Annotated in this window: 21 protein-coding genes; 7 read left to right on the forward strand and 14 right to left on the reverse strand. The window is 34.8% G+C overall.

The window, feature by feature from the left end; translation table 11 throughout:
* Positions 1-149 precede the first annotated feature (149 nt).
* From CA834_RS11865 to CA834_RS11875, 3 genes are all read left to right on the forward strand, one after another.
* Entirely contained in the window at positions 150-743 is a 594-nt protein-coding gene (locus tag CA834_RS11865) for a YceI family protein (RefSeq protein WP_094968930.1), read from the forward strand.
* A 25-nt stretch (positions 744-768) separates the two neighbouring features.
* On the forward strand, positions 769-2,040 hold the full coding sequence (locus CA834_RS11870) for a TonB-dependent receptor (protein ID WP_206186874.1): 1,272 nt from the start codon (positions 769-771) through the stop codon (positions 2,038-2,040).
* Positions 2,041-2,182: 142 nt separating this feature from the next.
* Positions 2,183-2,695, forward strand: coding sequence for a YceI family protein (locus tag CA834_RS11875; protein ID WP_165764799.1), 513 nt, complete (start codon positions 2,183-2,185; stop codon positions 2,693-2,695).
* 5 nt (positions 2,696-2,700) lie between these two features.
* On the opposite strand, the gene CA834_RS11880 is transcribed toward CA834_RS11875, so the two are convergent.
* The 6 genes from CA834_RS11880 to CA834_RS11905 form a co-directional block, all read right to left on the reverse strand.
* Positions 2,701-3,537, reverse strand: a complete 837-nt coding sequence (locus tag CA834_RS11880; RefSeq protein ID WP_094968933.1) for a GIN domain-containing protein — start codon at positions 3,535-3,537, stop codon at positions 2,701-2,703.
* Between the two features lie 141 nt (positions 3,538-3,678).
* On the reverse strand, positions 3,679-4,401 hold the full coding sequence (locus CA834_RS11885) for a head GIN domain-containing protein (protein WP_094968934.1): 723 nt from the start codon (positions 4,399-4,401) through the stop codon (positions 3,679-3,681).
* A gap of 27 nt (positions 4,402-4,428) precedes the next feature.
* A complete protein-coding gene (locus CA834_RS11890; RefSeq protein WP_094968935.1) occupies positions 4,429-4,953 on the reverse strand; it encodes a nuclear transport factor 2 family protein in 525 nt (174 codons plus the stop codon).
* Positions 4,954-5,038: 85 nt separating this feature from the next.
* Positions 5,039-6,811 carry a PspC domain-containing protein gene (locus CA834_RS11895; RefSeq protein WP_094968936.1) on the reverse strand — a complete coding sequence of 591 codons (1,773 nt, stop codon included), beginning with the start codon at positions 6,809-6,811 and terminating at the stop codon, positions 5,039-5,041.
* A complete protein-coding gene (locus CA834_RS11900) occupies positions 6,808-7,149 on the reverse strand; it encodes a PadR family transcriptional regulator (RefSeq protein ID WP_073081563.1) in 342 nt (113 codons plus the stop codon). The genes CA834_RS11895 and CA834_RS11900 overlap by 4 nt, the downstream gene beginning before the upstream one ends.
* A 66-nt stretch (positions 7,150-7,215) precedes the next feature.
* Positions 7,216-7,662, reverse strand: coding sequence for a DUF4870 domain-containing protein (locus CA834_RS11905; protein WP_094969024.1), 447 nt, complete (start codon positions 7,660-7,662; stop codon positions 7,216-7,218).
* A 146-nt stretch (positions 7,663-7,808) separates the two neighbouring features.
* Here CA834_RS11905 and CA834_RS11910 point away from each other — a divergent pair, with 146 nt between their 5' ends.
* From CA834_RS11910 to CA834_RS11920, 3 genes are all read left to right on the forward strand, one after another.
* On the forward strand, positions 7,809-8,264 hold the full coding sequence (locus tag CA834_RS11910) for a DUF4442 domain-containing protein (protein WP_094968937.1): 456 nt from the start codon (positions 7,809-7,811) through the stop codon (positions 8,262-8,264).
* A gap of 114 nt (positions 8,265-8,378) precedes the next feature.
* Positions 8,379-9,206 (forward strand): TIGR00266 family protein, encoded by an 828-nt coding sequence (locus tag CA834_RS11915; protein WP_094968938.1) that lies wholly within the window; start codon positions 8,379-8,381, stop codon positions 9,204-9,206.
* Positions 9,207-9,428: 222 nt separating this feature from the next.
* On the forward strand, positions 9,429-9,626 hold the full coding sequence (locus CA834_RS11920; RefSeq protein ID WP_094968939.1) for a hypothetical protein: 198 nt from the start codon (positions 9,429-9,431) through the stop codon (positions 9,624-9,626).
* A 27-nt stretch (positions 9,627-9,653) separates the two neighbouring features.
* Here CA834_RS11920 and CA834_RS11925 read toward each other — a convergent pair whose 3' ends face one another.
* Positions 9,654-10,592: a LysR family transcriptional regulator gene (locus CA834_RS11925; protein ID WP_094968940.1), complete on the reverse strand. Its 939-nt coding sequence runs from the start codon at positions 10,590-10,592 to the stop codon at positions 9,654-9,656.
* A gap of 98 nt (positions 10,593-10,690) precedes the next feature.
* On the opposite strand from CA834_RS11925, the gene CA834_RS11930 reads away from it, so the two are divergent.
* Positions 10,691-11,170, forward strand: a complete 480-nt coding sequence (locus CA834_RS11930) for a Dps family protein (protein WP_094968941.1) — start codon at positions 10,691-10,693, stop codon at positions 11,168-11,170.
* Between the two features lie 55 nt (positions 11,171-11,225).
* Here CA834_RS11930 and CA834_RS11935 read toward each other — a convergent pair whose 3' ends face one another.
* From CA834_RS11935 to CA834_RS11965, 7 genes are all read right to left on the reverse strand, one after another.
* On the reverse strand, positions 11,226-11,642 hold the full coding sequence (locus CA834_RS11935) for a DUF2141 domain-containing protein (protein WP_094968942.1): 417 nt from the start codon (positions 11,640-11,642) through the stop codon (positions 11,226-11,228).
* 129 nt (positions 11,643-11,771) lie between these two features.
* Complete coding sequence (locus CA834_RS11940; protein WP_094968943.1) at positions 11,772-13,103, reverse strand: DUF58 domain-containing protein; 1,332 nt, start codon at positions 13,101-13,103, stop codon at positions 11,772-11,774.
* Positions 13,103-14,173: an AAA family ATPase gene (locus tag CA834_RS11945; protein WP_094968944.1), complete on the reverse strand. Its 1,071-nt coding sequence runs from the start codon at positions 14,171-14,173 to the stop codon at positions 13,103-13,105. Before CA834_RS11945 ends, CA834_RS11940 begins: the two co-directional genes overlap by 1 nt.
* The gene (locus CA834_RS11950) at positions 14,173-15,378 is read right to left on the reverse strand and encodes a DUF4350 domain-containing protein (protein ID WP_094968945.1); all 1,206 of its coding nucleotides are present in this window, start codon (positions 15,376-15,378) and stop codon (positions 14,173-14,175) included. Before CA834_RS11950 ends, CA834_RS11945 begins: the two co-directional genes overlap by 1 nt.
* Positions 15,371-16,099 (reverse strand): hypothetical protein, encoded by a 729-nt coding sequence (locus CA834_RS11955; RefSeq protein WP_133085500.1) that lies wholly within the window; start codon positions 16,097-16,099, stop codon positions 15,371-15,373. The genes CA834_RS11950 and CA834_RS11955 overlap by 8 nt, the downstream gene beginning before the upstream one ends.
* The gene (locus CA834_RS11960; RefSeq protein ID WP_094968947.1) at positions 16,092-17,012 is read right to left on the reverse strand and encodes a hypothetical protein; all 921 of its coding nucleotides are present in this window, start codon (positions 17,010-17,012) and stop codon (positions 16,092-16,094) included. Before CA834_RS11960 ends, CA834_RS11955 begins: the two co-directional genes overlap by 8 nt.
* Positions 17,009-17,992: a stage II sporulation protein M gene (locus CA834_RS11965; protein ID WP_094969025.1), complete on the reverse strand. Its 984-nt coding sequence runs from the start codon at positions 17,990-17,992 to the stop codon at positions 17,009-17,011. Before CA834_RS11965 ends, CA834_RS11960 begins: the two co-directional genes overlap by 4 nt.
* Positions 17,993-18,000: the final 8 nt, after the last annotated feature.

Consider the following 18,000-nt stretch of genomic DNA (forward strand, 5'->3'; position numbering starts at 1 on the left):
TTTAAAATAGACCAAATCCAGTGGATTTGGTCTATTTTATTTTTATAGGGTTTTATTGCGAAAGATGCAGCAAAACATTATGATATGATAAAAGTCATAAAATTTGGTGTTATAAATTCAAATCTTTGTGCCAACATTAAAAAACCACAATGATTAATTCAACTAAATTTTTGGCCCTAGTCTTAATTAGTATTTTTAGCAGCATCCTTTTTAGCCATGTTGCGTTTTCCCAGTCTTATAATTTAAACAATGATACTTCTTTATTAGAGGTTCATGGTACATCTTCCCTTCACGATTGGCATGTAGATGCTGAAAAGCAAATGGGAAAGGCAGAAATATCGACTTCTAACGGTATGGATATTAAAACACTCAATTTTTCAGTGGCTTCAGAAAGCTTGAAGAGCGGAAAGGGTAGTATGGATAAGAATACCTATAAGGCCCTTAAAACAGATTCTTTTAAGACTATAGACTTTAGTCTTACAAGCGTTAAAAATGTGGAAAAAACATCTGAAAATTCATTCAAAATTAATGCTATTGGTAATATGACCATATGTGGCGTCACTAAGTCTATTCCTATAGACTTCAAAATTAAATCAGTGGGTAATCAATTATTGGTAGAAGGAGAGAAACCAATGCTTATGACTGATTATGGTATAGAACCTCCAAAGGCACTCTTTGGGACCATTAAGACAGGCGATGAGATTAATGTCGTCTTTAAAGCAGTATATGAAACCAAAAATTAAAACAATAAACTAAAAACAATTTATCATGAAATCAACTTTAAAACTAGTAAGCTTCGTAATTATATGTGCTATGGGGCTGAGCGCATTTGCTCAAAGTAAAAGTAAAAGAGATTTAGACAATTACAGACAACCAGACAAAAGAGGCATTAATGTGTTTGAAGCCCCAAAGGATTCTGTTACTTCGTTTGATGATATTTATGTAAGAATAGGAGGCCAGTCAACGATACAGTATCAAGATCTATCCCATGAAAACTCTGGCGCAGTAGAATTAAAAGAAATAGGTGGGAACTTTAATCTTGCAACAGCAAATTTAGACATTGACGTGGCGCTGTTCAATGGAGTGAGAATGCACTTAAGAACCTATTTATCTTCACGCCACCACCCAGAACCTTATGTAAAAGGGGGTTATATTCAAATTGATAGACTCGATTTTGTTAATGAAGGCTTCATGGAAAATTTCATGAAATATGCCACGTTGAAAATCGGTCATATGGAAAATAACTATGGTGATGCACATTTTAGACGTTCGGATAATGCACAGGCCCTTTATAACCCATTTGTGGGGAATCTTATTATGGATGCCTTTACAACTGAGGTGGGTGCTGAATTATATTATCAGAGAAACGGATGGATTGGAATGGTAGGATTTACTAATGGTAAATTAAATCAGGACGTCGCTAATCCAGATACAGGTGGTGCTTCATTTTTGGCTAAATTAGGTTATGACAAACAGATTACTGATGATTTTAGATTTAGACTTACAGGATCTCTTTATAATACAGGGGCTGTACGAAACTCGTATCTATATAACGCCGACCGTGCAGGGTCAAGATATTACTTAGTTCTTGAAGATACTGAGGCAACAGCTAAAAACAATTTTAGATCAGGACGCTATAACCCAAGCCTTAGAAATAAGATAACTGCGATAATGTTTAATCCATTTGTAAAATATAAAGGATTAGAGTTCTTTGGAACTTATGAAACTGCTACAGGACGCGCTAATAGTGAGCCAGACGACAGAACTGCAACACAATACGCGGGTGAATTGATTTATCGCTTTGGTCAGGATGAAAAATTCTACGTCGGCGGTAGATATAACAAGGTAGATTCAGAAGATCCGAGTGGTGATGATATTGAAATAAGCAGATTTAATGTGGCAGCCGGGTGGTTTTTAACAAAAAACATTCTAGCTAAACTCGAGTACGTCAGCCAAAAACACGACGGCTATAATTCTGCTAGTATTTTTAATGATGGGCAATTTGATGGCCTAATGATTGAAACCGTAATTAGCTTCTAAATTTCAAGAAAAAGAAGGTCCCTTTAAAAGAGACCTTCTTTTTTTTATAACTTTAAGTATGATTTACCTGTTCAGATATCTTTTAGTTGCCACACTAACTTTCGGTTTTGTTATGCCTCTATTGTATTCAAACGAGAAATCAATGAATGTCTCAGTATCACCTGCGAGTTCATTGATAATAAAGGGTGAGTCTAATGTAAATAAATTTCAATGTTCTTATGATGTTTTGCAGTTTTCAGATTCCATTGAAGTTAGCTTTATTTCTGACAAAGCCTATCTAAACTTTACAAATACCCAACTGCATCTAAAAAATTCTTTTTTTGATTGTGGTCATAAGGCAATTAATAGAGATTTCAACAAACTTTTAAAAACAGATGAGTTTCCTTCTATTAAAATAGAATTGATAAGTGCCCATAATCAACCCAATAACTTGAGTATAATGACAAAACTGAACATAGTTATTAGTGGTATCTCAAAACGTTATGATATTCCTGTAGAAGTAGACAAGACCACGGATGGGGTTATGATATGTGGCAATTTACCAATAGATATCAATGATTTTAATTTAAGCCCTCCAAAAAAATTACTAGGGATGATTAAGGTTTCTAATAAAATAGAAATTGATTTTAATTTAGCAGTTAAAACATCTGAATGAAGTCCTTAGCGCTTCTTTTTCTGAAGTTTGGCAGAGTCCTCAAATTTGGTAATAGTTATTGTAGGACTGCCATAAAGATATACTTCGCTATCTCCTGAAATTGCCAGGGAAATTGATTCCAAAGCAGAGATGATTAAATCACTGTTATCTTCTAAACTAGCATCAATGGTCTTAATATCAAACTTTTCACCGGTAAAGTTTGTGCTATTGTCCATTATAATTACTGAGGTATTGGCATTGCCTTCTATCACCGCATCTGAGCGCTGATATAAATTAAAATTAGCTGTTTTGCTTTTTATTAGCGCATCTAGTTTTGAATTATCATTCAATTCAATCCGAACGGAATCAGCGGTTAAATTTAATCGCGTTTTAGATTTTCCATAACTTTTATAGTCAAAGCTCTTCGCATTAATATTAAGGTAAGCTCTCGCATCATCTTTCGTTATTAAAGTAGTATTGCCAAGTTCCATGGAGGTTAAGGAGCGAATTTCACCTTCACCATTTACTTCGATGTGATTTAGGGTAGCCGCATAATTAACGGTGATATTCAACTTCTTTTTCGATGTTATTTCCATAGTTTCAACAAAAGAAAGAACACCGTCAACTACATTGAATTGAATAACATCGTGAAGATTGTCATCTGCCTCTACTTCTACGGAGGATTTGCTGTTGTATACTATTTCAATAGAAAAATCACCATTTACAATAATTTTTTTGAAATCGTCTATGAAAGTTTGCTTAATGGTAACATTTCTGTCACCTTTTATTTTTTCTGTAGATTGAGAAAAAATCAATGGTCCAAGCCCTAAAGCAAAAATTAAGATGAGTATTGTTTTCTTCATGTATATACACATTTAGCCCTGGATGGAAACCTAATTTAATTAGGCTAGTACCATTGAAGCTTTAAAACAAATATATACAAAAACCATCCCAAACTCCATATTGAATTTGAAATGGCTTAAAATTGATTGGTTTTTTTGGGGTTATTGTTGCCTAACGCTTCCTGATGAACTATCAGATGTATTGATGATTTCGGGATTTCCTGAATATTTTATATCTCCTCCACTGGTTGCTCTGGCAGTCAATTCTTTTGAAGTGTTGACCGTGATATCAGCACCACTTGTGGCTTTAACCTTAGAGGTTTTTGCTTTTAGACCAGATGCTTTGATATCGCTGCCACTGGTGGCTTCAGCTATTAATAAGTCCGTTGAACCACTAAGGTTTATATCACTGCCGCTAGTAGCATGACAGTTCAATGTATTAGCCCTTACGTCTAATTTCATATCCGCACCGCTAGTTGAGTTGAGTTCTAAACTATTTACTGTAATAGTGTTTGTTGAGTAAACGTCACTGCCACTTGTAGCTTTTATTGCAGAAATCTTATCAATGTTTAATATTATCTTCCTTGAAGCAGCACGTCTGATATTTTCGGAGGTATATATGCTTAAAACATTATTTTCAACCTCTGTCTTGATTAGTTCGTGTAGATTTTCATCAGCTTCAACAGTTAGTGAGACCTCACCACTTTGAGTGATATAAAGATTTAAGCCTTGGCTTATTTTTATAGATTCAAAATCGCTAGAAATATTTCGTTCCTCAGTAATAACATTTCTATTACCATCTATCCCAGAACCAAAATTTACATTACAAGATAGCATAAGGACTCCAATAATACCCGATATAATTAATTTTACTAATGTGTTCATGATTTTCGTATTTTTATTGATGAATAATTATTTTGTACTAATCGCTTTAGCGTTGTGGTTGTAGCTTATGACGCGTTTTAATTTCCATTGGCCATTTTCAATGATCCATAAGTGTGAGAACAGGGCATAATTATCGCTTTCTTTGAAGGTCTTATCTTTTTCTGTTGAAAAGAAATGCATCCCGTTTTGAAGTGCGCCATAAAGTTGGCCATTATTGTATAATGGAAATACTTCAAGGCTTTTTTCTACTAAGAATCTATAGGTCGGCCTGGGATTGTTTTCTCTACAAATGCCATTTCTCATAATTTCAACAAATTCTGCCTTTGAGTGGGACACCCCCGATTTGTCGTGATAAAACTCTAAATCATCGTACATTAAAGCAGCACTTTGTTCAACCTTACATTTGTTAAAGCCAATTTGAAACAAAATACTATCCTGTGCCTTTAAGGCTTTAAAAAGTTCTGAATCTGCGCTCTCCTGTGCTGTGGCACTACCGGAGACCATTTGGACTCCGATAACGCACAACAAAAGAATTTTGATGGATTTGTTCATTTTTTGATTGATGATTTCTATACAAAAGTGTCCTATAACAGGATTAAATTAAATTATAATTTACTGAACTGTAGAATTATGTGATTCAATCGTCATTTACCTCAATATTGACACCTTCTTTTTCATTTATCCTGATTCTAACTTCCGGATCCTCTTCATTTATTATTCTAATTTCTGAGGTGTCTTCTTCGTCGTTTTTCATGCTGTTTATACAATCCAAACACTCCACATCATCCTCAACGACCCTTAAATAGTGTTCTTCCATACCACTATCCAAAATATCATTATAATAACTACTGTTTTGGTGAAAACTGTGTGTATTATCATCTGCGTACAGAATTGTATTTTCTGGTAGATATAAAATTACCATGACTTGTTGCTCGCTAAATTTATTGTCCACACTAGTGGTTAAGAAGGCATCTAGCTTGAGCTCGTTATTTACAATAGCATAACCATAGTTTATATTCTGAGCACGTTGCCTTGCGATGTCATAATTACTACCAGATGCCTCCTTCTCAATATTAATGGAGGCTAAGGAATCCTTGGTGGATCTAATGATAAGCCTTATATCGTTTGATAGAATAGTTCTTCCATCATCCTTGCCTAGGAATTGATAATTGTTACTGCTTCTGTAGTAATAATTATTAAAACCGTCGTGACTTACCATTCTTAGCTTTAAAGTATCATTGGCTTTGATGTTTAGTTGTGATGTTTCAGTGATATTGGCGTCAAATGCATGCTCTGTGGCTTGTTTAATTCCGGTAATTATCAACCCAATGATGGCTATAAACCATAAACCAACCAAGGTAAATTTGGCAACATTACCAATGGATTTTAAGTTGTTTACCAAAATCTTCAATCCCAAGTAGAAAACGAAGAAAAACGGTATTCCGATAGCAAACAATAGCAACATGGACATTAACCACATAGGAATATTGGCTGCATTGGCTGCATCAATAAAGTTCATCGGTGGAAAATGAACGGCATCCGTTATACCAACGGTAAAGAAGGCTACTATTAGTGTCAATAATGTTCCTATACCCACTAGAATGAGTATAATACCAATAAATTTTGCTGCCACCTTAAGAAAGAACATCAGGATGTTACCAATGGTGTCAAAGAAGGTTTGGGAGCTTGACTTTAGTCTGTTTCCTTGTTTTTGAAAATCAACGTTTTTAACTGATTCAGAAATATTATCTGAGACCTGGTCAAACCCTTCCTTTAAACGATCGCCTTGTTTTTTTAGATCAACATTCCTGACCTTGTCTGAAACCGTATCAATGCCATCTTTAATTTTTTTTTCAATATTACTGATATTCACGGCATCACCAGTCATAGTTAATTTTTCGGCAGTTGTTTTTGCTTCTGGCACCAAGGCCCAAAAAATGAGATAAATGAAGATGAATGTACCTCCAGACCCAATAGTCAGTAAAATCCAAAGTAATCTTACCCATAACACATCTATACTCAAATAATGGCCAAGCCCTGCGGAAACACCACCAATGTAAGAGTTGTCAGTATCTCTAAATAGTTTTTTAGTTGGTTTTGATTGATACTTGTATTTGGTTTGAGGCTCATCCTCAAAGATTTCGTCATCGACTAAGTAGTCTTCAGGTTGTCCCATGATGGAAATAACCTCATCGACTAGCTTGATACCTACAACTTGCTTTTGATTCTGTATACGCTCAGAAAATAATTCGGCAATACGTGCTTCAATATCAGCAATAATTTCCGAACGACCTTGGGAGTCTGTAAATGAACGTTTTATAGCCTCAAGATAGCGTGATAACTTAAGATATGCATCTTCATCTATATGGAAGAATACACCTGCTAAATTTATATTGACTGTTTTATTCATTTTTTTGTTGTTTTTGTACTTGTTACTAGGTTAACGGCATTTTGTAATTCACTCCAAGTGGTGTTTAATTCCTTGAGAAACAGTTTTCCTGTTTCTGTGAGACCATAATATTTTCTTGGTGGTCCTGATGTGGATTCTTCCCAGCGATAATTGAGTAATCCAGCATTTTTTAGTCTTGTTAATAAAGGATATATGGTTCCTTCTACAACAAGCATCTTAGCGTCTTTTAAGGTGCCCAGAATCTCCGCGACATAGGCATCTTCATCTTTTAAGATAGATAAGATGCAATATTCTAGAACGCCTTTACGCATTTGTGCTTTTGTGTTTTCTATTTTCATATCAGAAGCGTCTTTAATTGAATTAAACTGTTCATGTTTTGATTGTTTATGATGATGATTTTTTGGCTATTTTAAAAAGTTTATGGTTAGGGGGTAATTATAGAGTTTACCATCTCTGGCGGAAAGGCTTGCTTTCACAATAAGGGCCAATTCTATAATAAATGCAATAACTGCTAATGCTCCAAGTCCGCCACCTATGTAAAGAAGAGGTGATGGTTCTCCTACATTGATATGAAAGTTGTGGAAGCCATTGAAATCTATGACATCTAATCCTTTGAATAATTTAAATATAAAGAATGGTACGCTGATGGTGCCTATGATAATAGCATATAATAAAATGCTTATCTGAAAATTAATGGCTTGCTTACCGTGTTTATCAATAAATTCTGATTTTTCCTTATTAGCAGCCCACAATACGATTGGGCCTATAAAATTGCCAAATGGGATTATAAATCTTGAAAATGTAGAAAGATGTATAAATGTGGCTAAATTTTTATGATGATTATTTACCATTTTAAAAAGCATATAATAGTTTCTTATGCAAATATATATCTAAAAGAAGGTATTATGCAAAACATAGTACTAATATTTAACAAAATATTAACATTAGTGAACTTTAATAATTTCAGTTATTTTAGACTAAAATATCTATGCTAATTATGAGAATAACCCCATTTAAGCTCAACCAATTCCTTATGCTCAAGCTTCCTGCAGCTTATTTTACGGGTGTGCGAACAACCTACCTCGATGCCACTAAATGTGAAGTTACCGTTAAACATAAGTGGATTAATCAAAACCCATTTAATTCAATGTTCTGGGCCGTGCAGGGAATGGCTGCAGAACTTGCTACGGGTGCCCTTGTGATGCAAAAAATAAAGGAGAGCGGAAAAAATATATCCATGCTCGTGTTAAACAATAATGCTAGCTTTATGAAAAAGGCTACCGGACGCATCACTTTTACCTGCATCGAAGGATCTAAAATAGACGAAGCTATAGCTAAAGCAATAAATACAGACGAAGGCCAAACAGTTTGGTTGAGTGCTAACGGAGTCAACGCTGATGGTATAGAGGTATGTTCCTTTAATTTTGAATGGACACTGAAAGTAAAACCCTGATTTTGTTATTGTATATGGCGTTGAAGTACTGAATAAACAAGTGATTTTAAAGTTTTGTAACAAAATCAATTATAAATCAACAAATAGATAAACAAAGTCTAAAATAATAAAAGTATGCAACGACTACCTGATAACTCTGATAGACAGGCCCACGAGATAGATTATCGCATTTATGGCGAAGAAATGCAATTTGTGGAAATAGAACTAGACCCGGACGAAGGTGTTATTGCCGAGTCTGGAAGTTTTATGATGATGGATGATGGAGTTAAAATGGAAACGATTTTTGGTGATGGCTCGCAGAAGGACCAAGGTTTTTTAGGTAAGATTCTTGGTGCGGGAAAACGGATACTTACCGGTGAGAGTCTTTTTATGATAGCCTTTTATAATAACCTTTCAGGAAAACGTAATGTATCATTCGCTTCTCCTTACCCTGGTAAAATAATTCCAATTGACTTATCTGAATTTGGAGGAAAGTTTATCTGCCAAAAAGATGCTTTTTTGTGTGCGGCTAAGGGAGTGAGTGTTGGCATTGAATTTTCGAAACGTTTGGGAAGAGGTTTATTTGGTGGTGAAGGTTTTATCATGCAAAAATTAGAAGGTGACGGTATGGCGTTTGTACATGCCGGTGGTACAATGGCTGAAAAGACATTACAACCTGGTGAGATTTTACGCGTCGATACAGGATGTATCGTAGGGTTTACCCAAACAATTGATTATGACATCGAATTTATTGGTGGACTAAAAAACTCAATATTTGGGGGTGAAGGATTGTTTTTCGCTAAGCTTCAAGGACCAGGGAAAGTATATATACAGTCCTTGCCATTTAGCCGCTTGGCAGGTCGTGTTTTAGCTTCTGCACCGCGAGGTGGGGGCAAGGATAAGGGCGAGGGAAGTATTCTTGGAGGATTAGGTGATTTACTAGACGGTGACAATAGGTTTTAATCAATCGAAGCGTTTTAACCTTTTTTAATAACGTAAATAATGAAGTCTACTATCAGGAATTGCTGGTATTTTGCAATCGTTTTGGCCCGAGATAAAAAACATTTAACATAAAAAGCTGTTAAAAACTTTCATTCAGTATCGATATTTTTCCTAATTTAGAGCATAAGCATTTGCCTATATAAAAATCTACTTTTTTGTTCAATTAAAACCTATCAAGTAACTATGGCCAGAGCAATGTATGAGTACACTAAGACCGTACTTAAGAAAGTAAGTTTTGATGTCTCCTTATTTTGTAAGGAAGTAGAAAAAGCAGTGAGGCGCTTGTTGCCTCATGAACTGGAAGACTTAAGGGTTTTCATTCAATCCTTAATCAACCAGAACCCAGAATTGAATCAATGTTTAATTTATTTAAAAGCATAGAAAAAAGCGACTTAATAGTCGCTTTTTTTATTTTGGCAGAGGACTGATAATTTCAACGTTGCTAAAGGCGATAGCACCTCTAATGATTCCTGAAATTACATTATGTAAGGCATCTATAATCTGCATTTTTAATTCACTCTTATGAAATATAATGCTTACTTCACGGGCCGGTGATGGTTCTGAGAAATGCCTTAAGTTTGAACTCAGTGTATCAGTTACATCTAAGGTGTGTAAATACGGTAGGAGCGTCATGCCTAGGCCTTCATTGGATAATTTTATGAGTGTCTCTATACTTCCACTTTCTAATTGAAAATTATCATCAATATGGTCCTTAAAGCTTTTGCAAAGGTTAATAACACCATCTCTAAAACAGTGACCATCTTCAAGTAGTAGCATATCATCTATGTCTAGGTCTGACACTTCAATTGTTTTCTTATCCCTTAATCTATGGTTATTGGGTATATATGCTACAAAAGGCTCATAATACAAAACACGCTCTTTTATGTTATCACTTTCTAAGGGTGTGGCCACAATGGCAGCATCTAAATGTCCGTCGTTAATTCGTGTTAAAATCTCTTCAGTGGTTAATTCTTCTATCTTTAACTTCACTTTTGGATATTTCTTTATGAAGTTTTTCAGAAACATAGGCAGAAGGGTTGGCATTATGGTCGGTAGAATGCCAAGTCTGAATTCACCTCCAATAAATCCTTTTTGTTGATCCACAATATCCTGTATACGGTCCGCTTCATTAACTATATTTCTAGCCTGGAAGACAATTTTTCTGCCGACATCGGTAAGTTCAATAGGCTTTTTACCACGATCAAAAATCACCACATCCAATTCGTCTTCCAATTTTTGTATTTGGGTGCTTAAGGTGGGTTGTGTGACAAAGCACTTTTCCGCAGCTTTAGTGAAGTTTTTGTGTTCTGCTATAGCTAAAGCATATTTTAACTGTGTAATGGTCATTACTATTCATTTAAGTTATAAAAGTATAAAAACTATTCATAAAATCTATAGGAAAGCAAATTTTATTACTTCGTACCTTTACAGACAAATTAAATGTTATGACTTTAAATAGTATAGGTTTAGATACCGGGAAAACACAAAAACTAGCGGCGGATTTGAATATTCTTTTAGCGAATTTTCAATTGTATTATCAGAATTTAAGGGGTATTCATTGGAATATCAAAGGAAAAACCTTTTTTGATTTACATACCAAATTTGAAGAGCTTTACACTGATGCCAATGTAAAGGTGGATGAGATAGCCGAAAGAATTTTAACTTTAGGAGCAACACCCTTGCACACGTTTGATGACTATACAAAAGCAGGCAAAGTTCCAGTTGGTAAAAATATTTCAAAAGATGAAAATGCGGTACATTTAATTATTGACTCTCTCGCAGAACTTTTAATGATTGAGCGGCAAATTCTAAAATCATCTGACGAAGTAAATGATGAGGGTACTAATTCTATGATGAGTGATTTTATTACCGAGCAGGAAAAAACGGTTTGGATGATGAAAGCTTGGCTTGGGGAGACTGTTTAAGCTAACTTTACAGCATAAAAAAAGCCAGCAACGAGCTGGCTTTTTTTAGGATTTATTAAAACCTCAGATTCAGTTCCAGGTCTTTATCCGCAACGATGAACTTAGCGTCTTCGTATTGTGGTGGACCAAATGCCATGACATTGTTAGAAGTTCCATAACTTTCTAAAGGCATGCCGTTTTCCCTAAAGTCCATACGACCGTTTTCATTAGCGTCGTGCATTCCTAAAATAGCGTATTCTCCAGGTTTGACGTTTGTAAAGGTTATGACTGCTTTTCCATCCTTAATTTCAGATGAGGCATTCATAATTCCTCCGCCCTTCATAAATGTTTCTGAGGTATGTAATGAGAAGGAGGCCTTTCCTTTATCACTTGTAATGTTGTCTACTGTAACCGTTATGGTAATGCCCTTATCTTGTGCAAATCCAAAAGCTAAAGAACATACGAAGGCGATGGTTAATATTACATTTTTCATAGTATAAGAATTTTAATGGTTAATTGATTTTGATGATTCAAATATCTAATAACATTCACATTTCTTGTAATTCTTTTTACTCAATTGTTATTTTGGAAGGATGAATTGTAATATTATATGTTATCGCAGTTAGATAAGTCCTCTGGCTTTTATTTCCAGATACTTATTGATGGTGTTTATAGTTAAATCCTCAGGTGCGGTTAAGATAGATTGGATACCATACCTTTGAAGTTCGTTAATAATGAGTTTCTTCTCGTACATAAACTTCTCTGCTATGGTCTTTTGAAAAATATCAAATGTATTTTCGGCTTTTATGTGCGTTAGTTTATGCAATTCCGTGTTTTCAAAAAAGATAACAACCAATAAATGATTTTTTGCTATAGCCTGCAAGTACGGAAGTTGTCTATGCAAGGCATCTAATGTTTCAAAATTGGTATAAAGTAGGAGTAAACTTCTGTGCGTGATATTGCGTTTTACATCAATATAAAGGCGTGAAAAATCTGATTCTGAGAAATCCGTATTTACATTATATAGCGTCTCAAGAATTTTATGCATTTGTGATGGTCGTCTCTCAGCCACAACCTTATTTTCCACCTTTTTCGAAAAAGTAAACATACCGGCTTTATCCTGTTTTTTGAGGGCGACATTACTTATAACTAAGGTGGCATTAATAGCATAGTCCAATAAGCTTAAACCATCAAAGGGCATCTTCATAGCCCTTCCCTTGTCAATAACGCTATATATCGGTTGGGAGCGCTCATCTTGAAATTGATTCACCATTAATTGGTTGCGCTTAGCTGTAGCTTTCCAGTTGATATTTCTTATGTCGTCACCCGTTACGTAATCCTTGATTTGCTCAAATTCCATGGTATGACCAATACGTCTTATTTTCTTGAGCCCATATTCTAAGAGTTTATTGGAAAAAGCCATTAGCATGTACTTTCGCAATTGAAGAAATGATGGATAGTTAGGTACCATGGCATCTTTTCCAAATTGAAAGCGTCTTGTAACTAAACCAATGGGAGAACTGGCATAAACATTTAGGTTGCCAAAATAGTACTCCCCGCGTTCTAAGGGCCTTAGGGTATAGGTTATTTTTTTACTATCACTTTTTTCTAAAAGGGTCTTTATTTCAAAATCACGTTTTTGGTATTGAAAGGGCAATTCATCTATCAATACGAGTTTGGTTTTGTAATTGTACTTGTTTCTTAGGCTTATTTCAATAGTATTATCGTCACCATTACTCAATTTTTCTGGAAGAATACGAACCGCTTCAATACCTTTTTGTTTAAACAACAACATAAGGTCGACTAAAGTTAGAGCCACAAGGATGAAAAATAAAACAGTGATAATATTAAATAAGCCGGGATAGATATAGGCAAGAATAAATAGGCCTACTAAAAATATAGCTAACCTAAAAAACCTGAAGTTTAGATATGTCTGTTTTAATAGTCGTTTCACTATCTAGGAATCTCGATGGTTTCAAGAATTTGATCTATAACTTTATCCACAGTAAACGCTTCCATTTCCCGCTCCGGCGTGAGCATTAAACGATGTTTTAAAACCGCTTTTGTACAGCGCTTAATATCATCAGGCGTTACAAAGTCCCGTCCATGTATTGCAGCATTTGCCTTTGCCGCATTTAAAATGGCAATAGAAGCCCTGGGAGAGGCACCTAAATATAAATTGGCATTGTTTCTGGTGTTATGTACGATGGATGCGATGTAATTAATAAGGTTATCTTCTACTATAATTTGTTTTATCAAGTCCTGATATTTCTTTATATCTACTGCCGATAAAATAGATGTTATGGCATTAAAGTCCATGAAGTCCAGCCTTTGGTGGTTGTCAATCAAAATCTGAACTTCATCTTCCAATGACGGATAATCTACGTTGATCTTAAATAAAAAGCGGTCTAATTGGGCTTCAGGTAGACGATAAGTTCCTTCCTGCTCTATTGGGTTTTGGGTAGCAAATACTAAGAAGGGAGGTGCCATTTCGTAGCGCTGACCGTCCATTGTGATTTGACGCTCTGCCATGACCTCAAACAAAGCGGCCTGAGTCTTTGCCGGTGCACGGTTGATTTCATCAATTAATACAATATTAGAGAAAATAGGTCCTTTTTTATACTCAAAATCGTTTGTTTTGACGTTGAATATGGAGGTGCCTAGAATATCACTGGGCATTAAATCTGGTGTAAATTGTATTCTACTAAAATCAACATCCAAGGTTTTTGCCAGCAGTTTTGCAGTTACCGTTTTGGCCACACCAGGAACACCTTCAATAAGGGAATGCCCATTCGTTAGTATCGAAATAATTAAAAGTTCAATCATTTCGTTTTGACCTACTATTATTTTGGCAATTTCCTTTTTGATTTGCTCTACGCTTTCTTGCAAGGGCTTAAGGTCTATCCGATTTTCAAAATCCGTACTGGGGATGTTTGAAGTTTCAGTGCCACTATTGTTTTCAGGACTGTTACTTGTATTAGAATCATGTCGTTGTTCCGAGGACTTTTCGTTTTGTTCTTCCATTATAGCTTATTATTTGTAAACTGTTCTATTTTTTTGTTTAGCTCAATGAGCTCTTTTTCTGTATGCTTATTTTTTGATTTTAAATACAGGAGGTAATCCACCAATGCTTTGGAATCCTCTTTGGTATTGCCAGATTTAATGGCGAGTTTTTCAATAAAAATTGGGTTGAGTTGTGCCGTATTTAAATAATAATTTGTTCTTATGAATTCGAGAAAATATTGAATCTTCTTTTCAATAATATTGGTAAAATCACCATATTGATAATAGAGCTCTCCAATGGTTCTCGTAAAATCTACTGTAGCATTTTCAAGTTTATTAATTACGGGAATAATACGTTGTGTCCGTTTTCCTTTAAAAATCACAAATAGAATTAATCCAAACATACTGATATAAAAAGCCCATTTAAGTGCTGGATTTTGCAGGATGTACCTCAAAGGGCTAGTTATCACTTTTCTTCCGCTTTTGTAATTATTGTCCCAAACGATTTGTTGTTTTGGTAAGAAAGACAATACCGCGGCCGCATAAGCTTCCTTGCCATTTAAAAGGTGATAATTAGTGAAGGCAAACGGATTGGTATGTAGAATGAATTCACCACCTTTATCACCATAGGTAACTTTAATCAAATTAGGACTAGTAGTTTTAAGTTCATCCTCGTTGGTCGTTGTAATTGTTCCTAAAATTGTGGTATTTAACGTATCAACAGACACAAAATGACTGTTTTCGATGACATCTTCAAAAATTCGGTTATTCGCCTTAAGGTTTGGACTCGTAAATTTATGTTCTGAAGGCGCTTTAAACAGATTCGCATATTGCTGTTCTACACTTATATTTAAGGAGTCTAATGCATTCCCGAAGAAATAGGTACTACTTAAAAATACGGTATTCCCTTTGTCAACAAAATTCAATAAGGCTTCAGATTCTTCAGTATCAAAATAAATACGATTATTAATAAAGACTATTGTTTTTTTAGTTAAGGTATCAGCTCTTTTAAGATACTCGTAGATATTTTGGTCCGATACCAGAACGTCACCTGAAGAGAAGTTTTCCAATTCATTGTAAAGCACATAGCAGCCCAGGGGTATTTTATCGGCAGCAGAGTAGGAATCTCTCCAGTTTAAAGCCTTAGGTTTCGTAATCTCTGCTATCATCATCAACACAATCACAACACCAATGCTGTAAAGAGCTATTTTTGAGCGCTTATCCATTCATTGACGTTTTAATAAGTTGATTGAAATCTTCTTTGTTTTTGTTATAAGTAGCTTCGTCTATTGGAAATTCACCATACCAAATGTACTCGTACACGTAAGAAATCCGTTTAAAGAGTGATTTCAATTGTGTGTCTTTTATTTCATTAAAGTAATCTGAATTAGTTTTGTCAAAATGCCATTCAATAAATTCTTTATTGGCTAAAACTTTCAATGACTTAAGGTACATAAACCGTGTAGCCAAACGATAATTTTTATCCTCTAAAGCATTTTTAATAAGCTTGTCAAAATCAACTTGTTCGATGTTTTCCTCTACATAACTAAACCCGTCGATGGACTTATCTTCAGTTTTAAAAACAGAGCTTACAGGGTTATTGAGTAAAAACTTAATTAATAAATAAAGGACTATAAGTCCAAGGCTCGCATAAACGATGTACTCAAGGGTTTTGTAATCAATAAAATCAATATCAAAGCCAAAAATATCACCTAACCAACCAAAAAATTTCCGCAAAATACGTTGCATCAGATTAACCCCTCCCGTATCATTAATTTCGTAATTAAAATCGTCACTAGAATAAGCCTCTTTGAAATTATCATTAAACGATGTAACATCCACACCAGAAGAGTCTATTTTAACTTTAGTCTCTTGGGCGAATAGCACAAGATTGACTAATGCCAAAAAAGAAAAGGCCAATTTGTGTTTGGGATTGCCTCTATTCATTGATACCAATTTGTTCAATTTTCTTTCTAAGAAAAACATTGTATTTCATTTCATACAGATTATAGTATAAAATCCCATAAGCTAATTGAGACAGCGCTTGGGTGTAAATGAAGGATAGGATAAAAGCGGCAAATCCAAAAGTGAACACTAAAGTGGCAAAGGTACTTGTTGCAATATCCACATTGCTCTCAACGGAAAAATAAACATATATACCTATAATAACACTTGGAATCGAAACAATCAGAACTGATATCATAAAATTAAGAATGCCTATGACCAAACCAAATAAGATTACTCGCCAAAATTGGGAAAAGGTAAAGTCGAAACCTTCTGAGATGGCTTCACCAAATGTTTTTTCAGTGGAAAAAATAGACATAAAGGTTAATCCGAATACGGCCGCCATAGAAAAACTTAAACCGTATTGGATAATCATTCCAAGAAGAGGTATGAAAGAAACTATAACGGAAATAATTAAATACAGCAGATATAACAGTGCGCCAATTAGAATAAAAATGATAATTGTTCCTAAATTATTAAGGATACTGTTCCAAATGGTTCTGGAATTAATAGTGCCCTCATTTTTAACGTATTGCGTAATATAAGCACTTGAAAAACTGTAATTAATTAACGAGGTTACAAATACTATGAATAACAATACAATAACTCCCGCAATAAAATAACTGTCGGATTCAACAGTATTGCTCATGCCAAATCTAAAATCCCTACTTGCCAGGCCCATAAAGCCCGTTACTAATAAGTAGGCAGCAATAAGTGTAAGTATAATACTCACGGCATTATACTTTAGATACAAATTGGTGTAGGCTTTAAAATTATATTTTAAAAAAAGGAAGTAAGTGTTTATGATATCCCCAAAGGTGTTTCGGGTTCTAAGTTCAATATAGTTGTCGTTCACGAGTGATTAAGATTTGAATTTTGAATAGACTGGGCCTTATGAAGAAGAATAGGATAGGCGATATAATAATAAACAATAATAAAAAGGGAAATGAAAATAATCCCATAAGAAATAAACCAGGGCATTTGTTGGCCATATCTAGTGATAAACCCTTCTATGAATCCAGCAATAATAAAAAAGGGAATGGTACTCACTACGATTTTTAAACCGTCCTTAGCACCTTTAGTGAAAGCAACTCTTCGCGAATAGGTTTTTGGAAACAAAAAGCTATTTCCCATAACCAGGCCTGCACAACCCGCAATAACAATGACCGATATTTCTATGGTGCCATGCAGCCATACCGTTGAGGTTTTTTCTAAAATGCCATATGTGTAAAAAAAGGATATAAAAGACCCCAGCATAATACCGTTACTAAATAAAACATATATGGTTCCGACACTAAAAAAAACTCCAAGCGCAAAGGCTATAATGGCCACTCTGATATTGTTTATGGTAATTCCCAGAAACGAACCCATTCGGCTTCCACTTTTATAAACGGCCATAGGTTCACCATTTTCAATATTTTCAATGGTCATATTCACATAAGAATCACCCAAAATCAATCTCACAAAAGAATCATCATTTAATGTTGAGACTACTCCGATAATTACGGCCGACATAAAAATTAAAAATGCATACAGTAATATACTATGGTACTGCCTAAAAAAAAGTGGAAACTCGTCGCGCCAAAACGAAATAATCTTGTTTTTAGACTCTCGCTTCGTAATATATATTTTCTGATGGGCCTGTGAGGCAAGTGAATTTAAATACAATAAGGTCTTGCTTCCAGGATAATACGTTTGAGCGTAAGATAAGTCGTTGGTCAACTGAATATAGTAAGAGGCTAAATCATCCGGATTTATGTTAACATTATTGTTCAATGCCTTTTCAAAACCAATCCATTTTTCCTTATTTTGCCTAACGAAAGACGCCTCGCGCATAAACCACT

This window comes from Winogradskyella aurantia, from assembly GCF_002266855.1.
Classification (GTDB): domain Bacteria; phylum Bacteroidota; class Bacteroidia; order Flavobacteriales; family Flavobacteriaceae; genus Winogradskyella; species Winogradskyella aurantia.